Here is a 13,509-nt window from a genome sequence, read left to right as displayed (position 1 = left end):
TACAGTATGCGCTGAGGACTTTAAGTGTTTTGGCTCAGATAGTTGCTGACTCTCACAAAGTCAGCCACGCTTAGATTCTCGGCGCGCAGTTGTGAGTCAAGATCTAAAGCCTTAAATCCGTCATCATCCAGCAAGCCTTTGAGTGTATTGCGCAGGGTTTTTCTGCGCTGTCCAAACGCCGCGGTGACTACCTGTGCGAGTAAAGTTTCATCATTTGCTGGGTGGGGTAGCGTTGCATGCGGCACGCAGCGTACAAATGCAGACTCGACTTTAGGTGCTGGGTCAAAAGCCTCTGGCGGCACTGTGAATAGGTACTCCATTTGCAAACGGTATTGCAGCATCACGCTCAGTCGCCCATAAGCGGCGGTGGATGGTGATGCCACCATGCGTTCCACCACTTCTTTTTGCAGCATAAAGTGCATGTCGATAATGGAGGCGACATTGTCCAGTAGATGAAACAGAATTGGCGTGGAAATGTTATACGGTAAGTTGCCAACAACTCTGATTGCACTGCCTAAACTGGAAAAGTCAAACTTGAGCGCATCAGAATTATGGATGGTGATTTTGTTGTGTACATAGGTTTTTTCCATCCAGGCAATGATGTCACGGTCAACTTCCACCACATGCAGCATAGCTAGTTGCTGCATTAACGGTTGGGTGAGTGCGCCTAAGCCTGGGCCAATCTCCACCATGAGGTCATCTTTTTTTGGAGAAATAGCTTCAACCAAGCTGGAAATAACGCCTTGGTCAGTGAGGAAGTTTTGGCCGAAGCGTTTTTTTGCAATGTGTTTCATAGCGTTAATCAATAATAGGTGAAAGCATGTGAATAGTTACACACTGCTGGATGGCTTGTTTTTAGTGAGCTGAATCGCTAGTTCAATGGCGGCGAGTAAGCTGCCAATTTCAATCTTGCCGGTGCCTGCAAGGTCTAGGGCTGTGCCATGGTCAACTGAGGTGCGAATAATGGGTAAGCCCAATGTGACGTTCACACCTTCACCAAAACTTGCATGTTTGAGTACCGGTAAGCCTTGGTCATGATACATCGCCAATACGGCATCTGCATGTTTTAAATGATGTTTTGCAAACAGTGTATCGGCCGGCAATGCGCCAATCAGGTTCATGCCTTCGGTACGCAGTTTGACTAGTACCGGGTTAATTACGTCAATTTCTTCGCGGCCTAAATAGCCGTCTTCCCCAGCGTGGGGGTTAAGTCCCGCTACTAAAATGCGTGGGTTCTGAATGCCGAACTTGTTGACTAAGTCATGATGCAGAATACGAATGGTGGTTTCCAGACCTGCTTTGGTGATGGCTTGCGGTACGTCTTTTAAGGCTAAGTGCGTAGTAGCAAGTGCAACGCGCATGCTGTCTGATTGATTCCCCGCGACTAGCATCATGACAACTTGAGGTGTATCAGTTAACTCTGCTAAAAATTCAGTATGGCCGCTAAAAGCGATGCCTGCATCGTTGATGATGCCTTTATGGACTGGTGCGGTGACCATGGCATCAAACTCTGCTTTGATGCATCCATTAGTAGCTGTTTTTAAGGTTTCCAGCACATAAGCGCTATTGTCTGCGTTTAACTGGCCGGCAATTACAGGTTGGCTAATGGCCTGGTTAAGCAATGTAAGTGAGCCATTACCTAAATGCGGCTGTCTGACGTTTGCATCATAGGCCACAGTGTTGAGCGGGAGCTTAAGTGCTTTGGCGCGCGCTTGCAGCATCTCGGTATCGGCAATTACCACTAGCTGGGCGTCGAGCGGCTGTGCCGCCAGCATGATGCATAAATCAGGACCAATGCCGGCAGGCTCGCCTGCGGTTACAACAATACGAGGTAATGGTTTTGTCACTGTAATGGTTTCGTGATGATAGCGTTAAGCGCTATTAATATTTGTCTTCAAGCCTTAGCTCTACGAACGCGCGGTCACGCAGCTCACGAATCCAATCTTGATACGCTTCATCCGCTTTTCTTGCACGAATTTCCTGACGTGCTTTTAAGCGAGCAGCCTCTTTGCTCATGTCTTGTTTTTTGCGTTCTAGCACTTGTATCACATGCCAACCAAACGGGCTGAGCACCGGTTCGCTGATTTCATTGGGCTTAAGGTTGTTCATGGCTTTTTCAAATTGGGGTACTGTATCGCCTGGATTCACCCAGCCTAAGTCACCGCCATTGGATGCGGTGCCATCTTCAGAGAATTGGCGTGCTAGTACTTCAAATTTTTCGCCATTATCCAAGCGCTCTTTAATGCCATCCATTTTTGATTTGGCATCTTTTTCCGACATGACTTCAGACAGCTTAATCAGAATATGGCGTGCGTGCGTTTGCTCGATAATGAGCGGAGAACTGCCGCCACGCTTATCGGTTAGCTTCAGGATGTGAAAGCCGTTAGGGCTACGTAACGCGGCCGAAACCTCACCTTTTTGCATCGCTTTTAATGCGTCAAGGAATAGCGCTGGCATTTGCGCGCTTTGCTTCCAGCCGATGTTGCCGCCTTCTAAGGCATTAGGTGCATCAGAAAAACTCGCAGAGACTTTTGCAAAGCTGGTGCCTGATGCCAACGCGGCAAGTATTTCGTCTACTTTTGCTTTGGCTTTTTGTACATCTTCGGTCGCGGCATCTTCTGGCACGCGAATCAAAATGTGAGAGATTTCATATTCATCTTGATTTTGATTGGTTGAAGCTTGTGTGGTTAAGTAGTTGTCTATCTCAGATTCGCTGACGTTCACGCGACTTTCTACTTCACGCTCTCGCAGTCTTGCAATGATGATTTCGTTGCGAATGTCTGATCTAAACTTACGTACGCTAATGCCGTCTTGGTTGAGCGCATCGTAAAACTCTCTTACCGTTAATTTGTTTTGTTCAGCAATACGCTCAAGGGTTTTGTCGAGCTGGGTGTCATCCACTTTAATGCCGGTTTGTGCTGCGTACTGTAGTTGCAATGCGTCAGAAATTAAACGCTCTAATATTTGTTTTCTTAAGATGCTAGCTTCCGGCAGCTCTGTGCCTTGTTTTTTTAACTGTGCGCTTAGCGAGACAATGCGGCTTTCCAGTTCTTGTTCGGTAATCACCGTTTGGTCAACGATTGCCACGATGCGATCCATTTTGGTCACGTCCGCAGCTAATGTGTTGAGTTGACTAAAACTTAACGCAATAAAAAGTGAGATTTTACTAAAGTTACGCAACATAATTACTCGTAATATGATGATTGAGGGTTATCCGGGATGAAGTTAGAGCCCACATAACCCGGAACGTTTCGTTTAATTACTGCTAATGGGTTTGCGCCAATGGAAGCAAGACCGCCGAGTTCAAGTTGGAAGAAGAATGCGTAGTTTGCATCTGCAGTCGCAGTAGTCACCCGTTGCATCACGCCGCGTGCTTGCCAGCAACCTGCATCATACTCTAAACCCGCAAGTGTTTCGATGATGTTCTTTTCGCGCATTGAGTAGTTCATGCGCCCAACCCCGTACCAGCCTTTGCCTATTGGCCACTGGCTGGAAATGTTGAATTGATCTAATAAATCTTGTCTATAGCTGTAGCTTAGATTTAACACCTTACCGGGTTCAGGATTGTAACGGCTGGTGATTGTGGTTCTAACTGCGCTTGAGTCGTCAGTGTTGTATTGCCAGAAGGCATCAATTTTCCAGCTGTTCTTAAGCTGGCCGGTAATGCCGGCAATCACGTCAGAACTGTTATTTTTGCGGAATGTAGACAGGTTGCTATAGTCCAAAGCAACTTCTTGGTCGGCAAAGTAGTAGCGTTGACCAATCGATGCGGATAAGCGCTGCGTGCCACTGCTGCTTTCAATAAAGCGCGTAGTGAGCGCAAAGCTGAGTTGATTTGCGTTATTAATGCGGTCATTGCCGGTAAATTGATTCTCCATAAACAACGTGGCGAAATTTAAGTCGGTAACGCTACTATCAAACACAGGGATTTTTGCCTGGTTTCTGTCGGGGATATATACGTAGAATAGTCTAGGCTCAATCGTCTGCGAGTAAGCTCTATTGGCAATTTTAAAGTCGCGGTCAAAATACAAGCCGCTGTCTAGGCTGAATATTGGCAGCGTTCTATGTTGTGACTCTTGATCCGTTGCAACATTATTTAAATTGTAATTGGTGTAATGCACACCCAGTTTCGGTGTGATGTAGCCATATGGCCTAGTCATTGGCAGCGTGATGCTTGGGTAGGCGGTGAAGCGTGTGCCTGTTGGGCGCGCGGTGCTGTCATTGTTGTTATCAAAAGCAACAAGCTGCGTGTATAGGTTTAAATTAACGTCGCCATAGCTTTTGCCGCCGGATAAGGTCATTTGCGGCAGGCGTTCGTATGGGAATGACACGTTATCTAGGGTCTGGAACTTTTGCGCAATTGCATTAAAGCTCCAATTTTCATCTGCGTAATCTACATTAAATTGTTGTGGCAGATTAATCCGGCTGGTGGTGACAATGCGAGTAGACAGTTCAGAGAAATACTGGCTATCGGACACCTTCTCTAGGCTGTAGCCTGCTGACCAGCCATTACCAAATCGATGTTGATGTTTTAAATTGGCAAAATAGCGGGTTTCATTGGTGAGCGTGTCGCTAGGCAAGTACTCTATGTTATCTGTACCAGAGAAGTTCTCTTCCATATACCTGAACTCACCCTGCAACTGCACGCCGCGCTTACTTAATGCGCGCAAGCCCAGTGTGGCATCCATATTGGGGGCAATGTTCCAATAGAAAGGCGCCAGTACTTCAAAGCCGCTGCGGCTTGTACTACCCATTGTTGGTGCGAGTAAGCCCGACTTACGCTGGTTGTTAAATGAAAACTCAATCCATGGGGTGTATAGCAATGGCACCCCTTTAAATTCAACACGAGCGTTGGTCGCTGTGCCTGAGCTTGTGTAGTCATCTAGCTTGATTTCACTGGCTTTGATGTACCAGTCATCCACGCCAACTTCGCAAGTGGTGTAGCGCGCACCGGTCAGGCGTTTTTTATCTTCACCCTCAAAATAGATGTGCTCTGCATTACCGCGCACCGTAGAGGGCTTGGATGAAAGTTGCATTTCACCGTATCTATTGGTTTTCGTGGTGCCATTTAGGGGTGAGCTTGCCCGGTTTTGGTAGCGTAGCTGTTCGTTTTGCTGACTACCTAATTCGTCGGCAAAGACCAGTGCATCATCATCTTGCGCGTTTGATGTGCGTGCACTCTTGTGCATGATGATAGACGCATCGCGCATTTCGCCAATGCTTTCCGAAAGGCGCATGCGTAATTCAGGGCCAGATAGCTTTGCATCTCCCACCTCAACTCTGGCGTTACCTGTGACATGGAGTTCATCATTTTGTACGTTGTATTCAATGACGTCGCCATAGGCGGTTTGTTTGCCACGGTGAATTTCAGCGTTGCCAATGGCGCGCATCTTTCTATCAAGATGCAGCTCTAGTTTGTCGCCGTCGATAATGATGCCGTCATTTGTCTCTTGCTCACTACTTGGAGAGCTCTCGGTTGGAATGCTTTCGGGCGGTGTATTTTCGTTTGCGTGCGATTGCGGTGCGTATGCCAATACAATAGGTGCGATGGCAGCTAAAAAGCGACTTTTTAGCATGCGCGTACCATCAGAAGCGGCATAGGGTTGAGCGGTGAAATTAAAAGCACGGGTATATAGGCAAACTGTTTTATTTTATCAATGTTAAAATCTCACATATTGCAATTTTTGGCAATCAGAAATTGACGTTGCCGCAACAGTAACTAACGTTGGGATTTACATCTTTGACGTTAATCGGCATGCTTAGGCTAGCAATGCTAAGGTGAAATTAAAAGCAAATTATACTTGTATAGCAGCGTTAACGATACATGGTTTCAGATATATCAACATTTAAAATGTTAGAAAGATAGACGTGGATAAGGGTCAACAAGATGTAAGGCAGCAGCAGTTAACAGCATGGTTAACACTGGTATTGCAGCATGATGAATTTAGTTTAACGACAGCATCGGCAGATGCCAGCTTCAGGCGCTATTTTAGAGTACATTTAACCGCTAAAGATGGCAGTGCAGAGACCCTAATTGCGATGGATGCACCGCCGCCACAAGAAAACTGTGAACCATTTGTCAGAGTTGCGGCTTTGTTTGGCGAGGCTGGTATGCATGTACCTAAAGTGTTGGCGCAAGATTTAGATCAAGGTTTTTTATTGCTGAGTGATTTGGGCGATGTGACTTATTTAAGCATGCTCAATCTAACCAGCGCGCCAAGCTTATATCATGACGCCAACACAGCGCTCATCAAGTTGCAATTGGCGAGCAAGCCAGATGTGCTGCCTGATTATGATGCGGCATTGCTCAGCCGTGAGATGCAGCTTTTTCCTGACTGGTATGTCAGTAAGCACCTGAATGTGACTTTAGATGCAAAACAGCAGGCTGTTTTGCAGCAAACGTTTGAAGTGCTCAACCGCAACATTTTGGCACAGGGTAAGGTGTATGTGCACCGAGATTACCATGCGCGTAACTTGATGGTCTGTGAAGATAATCCCGGTGTTTTAGATTTCCAAGATGCAGTTTACGGACCTATTACCTATGATTTGGTGTCTTTGTTAAAAGATGCATATATCGGCTGGGAAGAAGAGCAGATTATCGATTGGTGTGTACGTTATTGGCAGGCGGCGCGTAAAGCAGACTTGCCAGTACCAGACGATTTTAGCGAGTTTTATCGTGACTTTGAGTACATGGGCGCTCAGCGCCATATCAAGGTATTAGGTATTTTTGCAAGGCTGTATCATCGCGATGGTAAAGATGGCTACCTAAAAGATATGCCGCTAGTGATGACTTACCTACGTAAAGTATGTGAGCGCTATATCGAACTTAAGCCAATGTTGCGTTTGCTCGATAGTTTAGAAGGCACTAAGCCACAGGTTGGTTACACCTTCTAGTCGGTTAATTGCAGATGTTGTGCGCCATAAGCAAATGGGTTATTGATAAAGGGTGATGATTTGAAAGCAATGATATTGGCGGCGGGACGGGGTGAGCGCATGCGCCCACTGACCGACCATAGCCCTAAACCATTATTACCAATCGCTGGTAAGCCGCTGATTGTTTGGCACTTGGAGCGCTTGGCCCAGGCGGGCTTTAAAGAGGTGGTGATTAATCACGCGCATCTGGGCAGCATGATTGAGGCTGCGCTGCAGGACGGCGCGCAATGGGGATTACGCATACAGTATTCTCCTGAGCCGATAGCATTAGAAACTGCTGGCGGCATTGCTAATGCGCTGGATTTGTTGGGGAGTGATCCATTTTTGGTGGTGAATGGAGATGTATTTACAGATATCTCGTTCGCCGATCTTAGACTAAGCCCGGGCAATTTGGCGCATTTGCTGCTAATTGATAATCCGCCGCAGCATATGCAAGGCGATTTTGCATTTGCAGATGAAAAAATTAAATTGGAAGGTGAGCCCAAGCTTACGTTTTCTGGCGTGGGGGTTTATCACCCAGCCTTATTTGCAGACATTCAACGCGGCGAACCGGCAAAGCTTGCACCATTGTTAAAGCAAGCCATTGCTGATGGCAAAGTTACCGCCGAGCATTTTAAGGGTGTGTGGCATGATATCGGCACGCCGGAACGCTTAATGGCACTAAATCAGCAGTTGCTGGGTCACAGTTGAAAGTAAAAAAGAAATCAACCGCATATGTTTAATCTAAATGAATTTAAAACACGTCGCCACCTGTTGCTAAAAACGATGGGCGAGGGCGTTGCCATTATTCCAACCTCGCCAGAGCTGATTCGCAATCGTGATAGTCAGTATCCGTATCGCTTTGATAGTTACTTCTATTACCTAACTGGATTTAAAGAGCCTGAGGCTTTATTGGTGTTAATTGCCGGTGAAGACGCTAGAACTATTCTGTTTTGTCGGGACAAAGATATAGAGCGTGAAATTTGGGATGGTTTCCGTTACGGCGCAGATGCTGCTAAGCAAGAGTTTGGGTTTGACCAGGCATACAGCTTTAATGCACTAGATGAGTTAATGCCTAAGTTACTGACGAATCAATCTAAGCTGTTTTACAGCCTAGGTGCCGACAGTGCTTGGGATACGCGAGTGACCACTTGGTTAAATCAAGTGAAAACGCAAGCCAGAAGCGGCGCAAGTGCGCCAGATGAAATGGTGGATGCACGTAAGTTGATTGATGAAATGCGGTTGTATAAAACTAGCTATGAGTTAGAGCTTATGCAGAAATCCGCCAACATCGCTGCGCGCGCCCACGCACGTACGATGCGTCATGTGCGTGCTGGTCAAATGGAGTACGAATTAGAGGCCGAGTTCTTACATGAGTTCTATCGCTCGGGTGCACAGGCGCCGGCTTATACCAGTATTGTGGCAGGCGGTGCCAATGCTTGCACCCTACATTACAACGCGAATAACTGCGTATTAAAAGATGGTGACCTTTTGTTGATTGATGCAGGTTGTGAGCTAGATGGCTATGCGTCAGACATTACACGTACCTTCCCCGTGAACGGTAAGTTTAGTGCAGCGCAACGCGATGTCTATGAGTTAGTGCTGGCTGCGCAAGCCGCAGCGATTGCGCAAGTTAAACCGGCCAATCATTGGAACTCACCGCATGAGGCGGCTTTGGATGTGTTAGTGCAAGGTTTGATTGATTTGAAACTGTGCCACGGCAGTAAAGACGCTGTGTTGGAAAATGGTGCGTATCGCCAGTTTTATATGCACCGCACGGGCCATTGGCTGGGGCTGGATGTGCATGATGCTGGCGAGTATAAAGATAAAGCGGGTGCATGGCGTAAGTTGGAGGCTGGCATGACGCTGACAGTAGAGCCTGGCTGCTATATTCGTCCGGCTGATAATGTGCCCGAGCATTTCTGGAATATCGGGATTCGTATAGAAGATGATGTGCTGGTTACCGATAGCGGTTGCAATGTTATGACCATCGATGCACCCAAGACGATCGCCGATATTGAAGCAACGATGCGTGGTTAATGTGTAATGGCAAATGTAGATAATATTGTGATTGTTGGCGGCGGCCCTGTAGGAATGGTGCTGGCACTCCTGTTGGCGAAGCAAAGTGTGGCAAGCACACTGCTTGAGGCACGTAAACTTGGTGCCGCCAATCAAGATACGCGCGCGCTAGCCTTATCTTATGGGACGCGTCGAATTCTTGAGAAGCTCGGTATTTGGCAGCATCTGTCATCACATGCGACGGCGATTAATACCATTCACGTGTCGCAAAAGGGCAGCTTAGGGCGTAGTGTTTTGCGGGCGCTGGATTGTGAGCAAGAGGCGTTGGGATATGTGTTGTCCTACGGCGCTTTGTGTACGGTATTAAATGCAGAGTTGCAACGATTGCCGATGGTAACGTTGATAGATGAAGCGCAGGCAGATGCGATTAGCTACGATACCAATCAAGCCAACATCCGCTATACGCGCTTGGGTGAGAGTATGCAGTTAAGCAGTGCTTTAGCTGTGTTGGCAGATGGAGGCCGTAGCTTGGAAGAGGCGGCTGGTTTAAAGCGTGAAACCAAAGAGTATGGACATGATGCGCTGATTACTAAAGTGAGTGCAGAGTTGGCGCATGACAATATTGCCTATGAACGCTTCACTGCAGATGGCCCGATGGCACTGTTACCGAATGGTCCGCGCGATTTTTCTTTGGTATGGACCGGTAAAAAAGAGCTGATTGCGCCATTGTTAGCATTAACCGATAGCGAATTTCTCACACAGTTCCATGCACAGTTTGGTGATCGTGTCGGCCGCTTTTTGACAGTGGAAAAACGCATGACATTCCCATTGCGACTATCGCAACTGCAGGAGACCGATACCCCGCATCTGGTGGTGATCGGCAACGCAGCGCAAACCATGCACCCAGTGGCTGGGCAAGGTTTTAACGTGGGCTTGCGTGATGCAGACGTGTTGGCGCAGCATATTGTTAACGCGAACGCTACCTTAGGTAGCTCTGAAATGCTGTCTGCATACCGTGCGGGCCGCAAAACTGATACAAAAAATGGACTGTTTTTTACAGACTTCTTGGTCAATATTTTTTCAAATGATATTTTAGGCTTTGCCAAGTTGAGAAGTACAGGCTTAGGCCTGTTTGATATGGTGGCACCAGTTAAGCGTCACTTGGTACGTAAAATGAGTTTTGGTAAATGATGGAGCTACGCTTAAAAACAGATATAACCATTGTCGGTGCTGGGCTTGTGGGCATGGCCGCTGCCGTAGCCCTGAGTCAGGCTGGTTACGAAGTCGTTTTGGTGGATAGCCAAGCCCTAGGAGCGCCAATTGATGTAGATAGTGATTGGGATCAGCGTATTTACGCGATTAGCCCAAAGAACATGCAATGGCTGACTCAGCTAGGTGCTTGGTCTTTATTGGATACGCAGCGTATAGCAGAGATGCAGTCCATGCAAATATGGGGTGACGCCACCACGCAGCCACTGCAATTACACGCTGAGGATGTGAGCGCTGATTGCCTAGGATTCATTGTAGAAGAGCGCTCGCTAAAATCAGCGCTTTTAAAGTGTATACAGACGAGCAATGTGCGCATGATTGTAGGGCATCGCTGTTTATCTGTTCAATCATCCCCCCAGCGCGCGGTACTACAGCTATCAAACCAGCAGGAGATAGAGAGTAGTTTGCTGCTTGCTGCGGATGGCGCTAATTCATGGGTTAGGCAGCAGTTGGCGATGGGGGTACAGCATAAAGATTATGAACAAACTGCGATAGTTGCCAACTTCACCACAGAGCAGTCGCACGCAAATATCGCAAGGCAGTGGTTTACACAGGATGCAATGGGTAAGAGTGCAGTATTAGCATGGCTGCCATTGCCAGAAAATAAAATCTCAATTGTTTGGTCTGCACCCACTGCGCACGCAACAACATTATTACAGTTATCGCCTGACGCATTTACGCACGCAGTTATGCAGGCCGGCGATGGTGCATTAGGTGATATGCACTTAATGGGGAAACCTGCAAGTTTTCCTTTGGCGCTCAAGCAGGCGAGCAAGACTGTTATGCCATCGGTGGTGCTGGTTGGCGATGCTGCACACAGCGTTCACCCCATGGCTGGTCAAGGCGTTAATCTTGGCTTTCGCGATGTGATTGACTTGCTAAACTTATTAGGTGCTAGACATGTCTATCAACCAATTAACGATGCGGCATTACTGAAGCAATACGCTAGAATCAGGAAAGCAGATTTACTGAGTATGGTGACACTCACAAATGGTTTATATCATTTGTTTGAGAGTCCTTACTCTATGGTTAAAAATGTACGAAACTGGGGGCTGACTACGGCTAACCAGCAAACGGTTAAGAAGCTGCTAATTGCCAATGCAATTGCACTTTAAAAGTGCCACTTAGAAATAATCACTTAAATTGAAGTAAAGCGTTTAAATGAGGTCAAGCGCTGCTATGACTCTCAGCGGTTCTGTGTAAAACGTTATCCATCATTAGTTAAAGGAAATTAGATGTTAAAGAAGTTCGCTAGTATTGCATTGCTGAGCGCGTTTGCTACAACTGCTGTGGCAGACGAAGCCAGTGTTAAAAAAGCAGTTGAATCTGCCTATCCTAAATTTAAGGTGGAAAAAGTCACCAAAACACCTTATGCCGGCTTGTACGAAGTGTTTATGGGCGGGCAGATTATTTACACAGATGAAAAGATGTCATTTTTAATCGCAGAAGGCCGTTTGGTTGATCCAAAAACCAAAAAAGATCTTACAGGTGAGCGCTTAGAGGAGTTGACCAGAATTGACTTCTCAACATTGCCGTTAAATCAGGCGATTAAAGTGGTGAAGGGGAATGGCAGCCGTAAACTGGTTGTGTTTTCCGATGTGGATTGCCCTTTCTGCAAACGTTTAGAGCGTAACGAGTTGGTTAACATCACAGATGTCACTATCTATACTTTCTTGTACCCAATCGAGCAGTTACACCCAGATGCAGCGAATAAATCAAAGCTAATTTGGTGCGCTAAAGACCGTGTGAAGGCTTGGGAAGACTGGATATTAAGAGACCAGCTAGCGAGTGCCGCTGGCAGTTGCGATGTGCCATTGGAAAAAGTAGGGGAGCTTGCGCGGAAAGTAGGGGTTACTAGTACCCCTACCTTAATATTTGCTGACGGTAAACGTATGTTAGGCGCACAGCCTTATAAAGAAATTGAGCGCATGCTAGCATCTGCAAGTAAGAAGTAATTAGAGGTGCTATATGACTAATAGGGTGATTTATATCACCCTATTTTTTCTTATGACTAACCCACAACTTGGCCAAGTTTGAAAATAGGTAGATACAAAGCTACGACCAGGCCGCCAATCAGTACGCCAAGCACAACCATAATGATAGGTTCCATCAGGCTCGATAATGCCTCTACTGCATCGTCAACTTCAGCCTCATAAAAATCTGCAACCTTGCTTAGCATTGAGTCTAATGCGCCAGACTCTTCACCAATAGCTGTCATTTGTAAGACCATGTTAGGGAAGACCTCTGCATTTTGCATGGCAACAGTTAAGCTTGTACCCGTACTAATCTCACTCTGGATTCTTTTTGTAGCATCGTAATACACCCGATTCCCAGATGCTCCTGCGACCGAATCCAAGGCCTCAACTAGTGGTACCCCAGCCGCAAACATGGTGGCCATTGTACGTGCAAATCTTGCAATAGTTGCTTTGCGGATTAATTCGCCAAATATAGGTAATTTTAACATTAGCCTATCCATCGTTGCCTGCAGTGAGAGAGAGCGCTTCCAGGTGTAGAAAAAGAACCATAGCCCAAATCCAATCGAACCAAAGATTGCCCACCACCAGTCTACAAAAGCATCAGAGATTGCCATCACGACTAGAGTCGGTCCTGGAAGGTCTGCACCAAAGCTGGAAAATAAATCTTTAAATGCAGGCACCACAAAAATCATAATTACTGCGGTGATGATAAACGCTACCACTATAATGGAAACAGGATAAAACAAAGCGGATTTGATTTTTGATTTAATGGCTAGGATCTTTTCTTTATAAGTGGCAAGCCTATCGAGTAAGGTGTCCAAAATGCCAGCTTGTTCGCCAGCGCCAATCAAGTTACAGAATAAGGCGTCAAAATACAAAGGGTATTTACGGAATGCGGCACTTAAGCTGCTGCCGGTTTCTACATCAGATTTGATATCATTCAGTAGTTTGGCTACGGCAGGATTGTTGTGCCCCTTCCCCACAATATCAAAAGATTGCAGAAGAGGAACGCCGGATTTCATCATGGTGGCGAGTTGGCGCGTAAATAGAGTGATATCTTTATCTGAGACTTTGCCTGTGTTTGCAAAGCCGCTTTGTTTTTTAATTTTGGTGACCGTAATCCCTTGGCGACGTAATGTTGCACTGACAAATGACTCGCCAGACGCTTTCATTTCCCCCTTAACGATTTTGCCTTTTTTATCTTTACCTACCCAAGTATAAATAACTTCTTTTGTGGCCTTAGGATTAGCTGCCATAATCATTCCCTGAGTGATTTATTTATAATTTATTGATTTAGTGTACTTTAAACTGAACAAGTATTATTAGCATACTT

At 46.4% G+C, this 13,509-nt stretch carries 11 protein-coding genes; 6 read left to right on the top strand and 5 right to left on the bottom strand.

Annotation, left to right across the window (positions count from 1 at the left end):
• Positions 1–20 precede the first annotated feature (20 nt).
• From rsmA to ACSSU7_RS06520, 4 genes are read right to left on the bottom strand one after another with little or no spacing between them, the layout of a single operon-like run.
• The gene (gene rsmA / locus ACSSU7_RS06535; RefSeq protein ID WP_492515766.1) at positions 21–794 is read right to left on the bottom strand and encodes a 16S rRNA (adenine(1518)-N(6)/adenine(1519)-N(6))-dimethyltransferase RsmA; all 774 of its coding nucleotides are present in this window, start codon (positions 792–794) and stop codon (positions 21–23) included.
• Between the two features lie 36 nt (positions 795–830).
• On the bottom strand, positions 831–1,847 hold the full coding sequence (gene pdxA / locus ACSSU7_RS06530; RefSeq protein ID WP_492515765.1) for a 4-hydroxythreonine-4-phosphate dehydrogenase PdxA: 1,017 nt from the start codon (positions 1,845–1,847) through the stop codon (positions 831–833).
• 34 nt (positions 1,848–1,881) lie between these two features.
• Positions 1,882–3,183, bottom strand: a complete 1,302-nt coding sequence (locus ACSSU7_RS06525; protein WP_492515764.1) for a peptidylprolyl isomerase — start codon at positions 3,181–3,183, stop codon at positions 1,882–1,884.
• 2 nt (positions 3,184–3,185) lie between these two features.
• Positions 3,186–5,576, bottom strand: a complete 2,391-nt coding sequence (locus tag ACSSU7_RS06520) for an LPS-assembly protein LptD (RefSeq protein WP_492515763.1) — start codon at positions 5,574–5,576, stop codon at positions 3,186–3,188.
• A gap of 292 nt (positions 5,577–5,868) precedes the next feature.
• On the opposite strand from ACSSU7_RS06520, the gene ACSSU7_RS06515 reads away from it, so the two are divergent.
• The 6 genes from ACSSU7_RS06515 to ACSSU7_RS06490 all read left to right on the top strand — a co-directional run bounded on the left by ACSSU7_RS06515 (position 5,869) and on the right by ACSSU7_RS06490 (position 12,155).
• Positions 5,869–6,894 carry an aminoglycoside phosphotransferase family protein gene (locus ACSSU7_RS06515; RefSeq protein ID WP_492515762.1) on the top strand — a complete coding sequence of 342 codons (1,026 nt, stop codon included), beginning with the start codon at positions 5,869–5,871 and terminating at the stop codon, positions 6,892–6,894.
• 69 nt (positions 6,895–6,963) lie between these two features.
• On the top strand, positions 6,964–7,623 hold the full coding sequence (murU, locus tag ACSSU7_RS06510; protein ID WP_492517770.1) for an N-acetylmuramate alpha-1-phosphate uridylyltransferase MurU: 660 nt from the start codon (positions 6,964–6,966) through the stop codon (positions 7,621–7,623).
• 24 nt (positions 7,624–7,647) lie between these two features.
• The gene (locus ACSSU7_RS06505) at positions 7,648–8,952 is read left to right on the top strand and encodes an aminopeptidase P N-terminal domain-containing protein (RefSeq protein ID WP_492515761.1); all 1,305 of its coding nucleotides are present in this window, start codon (positions 7,648–7,650) and stop codon (positions 8,950–8,952) included.
• Between the two features lie 6 nt (positions 8,953–8,958).
• Positions 8,959–10,122: an FAD-dependent monooxygenase gene (locus ACSSU7_RS06500; RefSeq protein ID WP_492515760.1), complete on the top strand. Its 1,164-nt coding sequence runs from the start codon at positions 8,959–8,961 to the stop codon at positions 10,120–10,122.
• A complete protein-coding gene (locus ACSSU7_RS06495; RefSeq protein WP_492515759.1) occupies positions 10,119–11,315 on the top strand; it encodes an FAD-dependent monooxygenase in 1,197 nt (398 codons plus the stop codon). Before ACSSU7_RS06500 ends, ACSSU7_RS06495 begins: the two co-directional genes overlap by 4 nt.
• A gap of 120 nt (positions 11,316–11,435) precedes the next feature.
• Entirely contained in the window at positions 11,436–12,155 is a 720-nt protein-coding gene (locus ACSSU7_RS06490) for a DsbC family protein (RefSeq protein WP_492515758.1), read from the top strand.
• Positions 12,156–12,211: 56 nt separating this feature from the next.
• On the opposite strand, the gene ACSSU7_RS06485 is transcribed toward ACSSU7_RS06490, so the two are convergent.
• A complete protein-coding gene (locus tag ACSSU7_RS06485; protein ID WP_492515757.1) occupies positions 12,212–13,432 on the bottom strand; it encodes a type II secretion system F family protein in 1,221 nt (406 codons plus the stop codon).
• Positions 13,433–13,509: the final 77 nt, after the last annotated feature.

The sequence above is a fragment of the Methylotenera sp. E1MeOHC1 genome (genome assembly GCF_058745595.1).
This window is presented reverse-complemented; position numbering and strand designations above follow the sequence as displayed.

Bases quoted from the DNA above. Each gene is read 5' to 3' on its own strand.
- ACSSU7_RS06485 (WP_492515757.1), bottom strand. From the start codon at position 13,432: ATGGCAGCTAATCCTAAGGCCACAAAAGAAGTTATTTATACTTGGGTA.
- ACSSU7_RS06495 (WP_492515759.1), top strand. From the start codon at position 10,119: ATGATGGAGCTACGCTTAAAAACAGATATAACCATTGTCGGTGCTGGG.
- ACSSU7_RS06490 (WP_492515758.1), top strand. From the start codon at position 11,436: ATGTTAAAGAAGTTCGCTAGTATTGCATTGCTGAGCGCGTTTGCTACA.
- ACSSU7_RS06520 (WP_492515763.1), bottom strand. From the start codon at position 5,576: ATGCTAAAAAGTCGCTTTTTAGCTGCCATCGCACCTATTGTATTGGCA.
- ACSSU7_RS06505 (WP_492515761.1), top strand. From the start codon at position 7,648: ATGTTTAATCTAAATGAATTTAAAACACGTCGCCACCTGTTGCTAAAA.
- ACSSU7_RS06525 (WP_492515764.1), bottom strand. From the start codon at position 3,183: ATGTTGCGTAACTTTAGTAAAATCTCACTTTTTATTGCGTTAAGTTTT.
- murU (WP_492517770.1), top strand. From the start codon at position 6,964: ATGATATTGGCGGCGGGACGGGGTGAGCGCATGCGCCCACTGACCGAC.
- ACSSU7_RS06500 (WP_492515760.1), top strand. From the start codon at position 8,959: ATGGCAAATGTAGATAATATTGTGATTGTTGGCGGCGGCCCTGTAGGA.
- rsmA (WP_492515766.1), bottom strand. From the start codon at position 794: ATGAAACACATTGCAAAAAAACGCTTCGGCCAAAACTTCCTCACTGAC.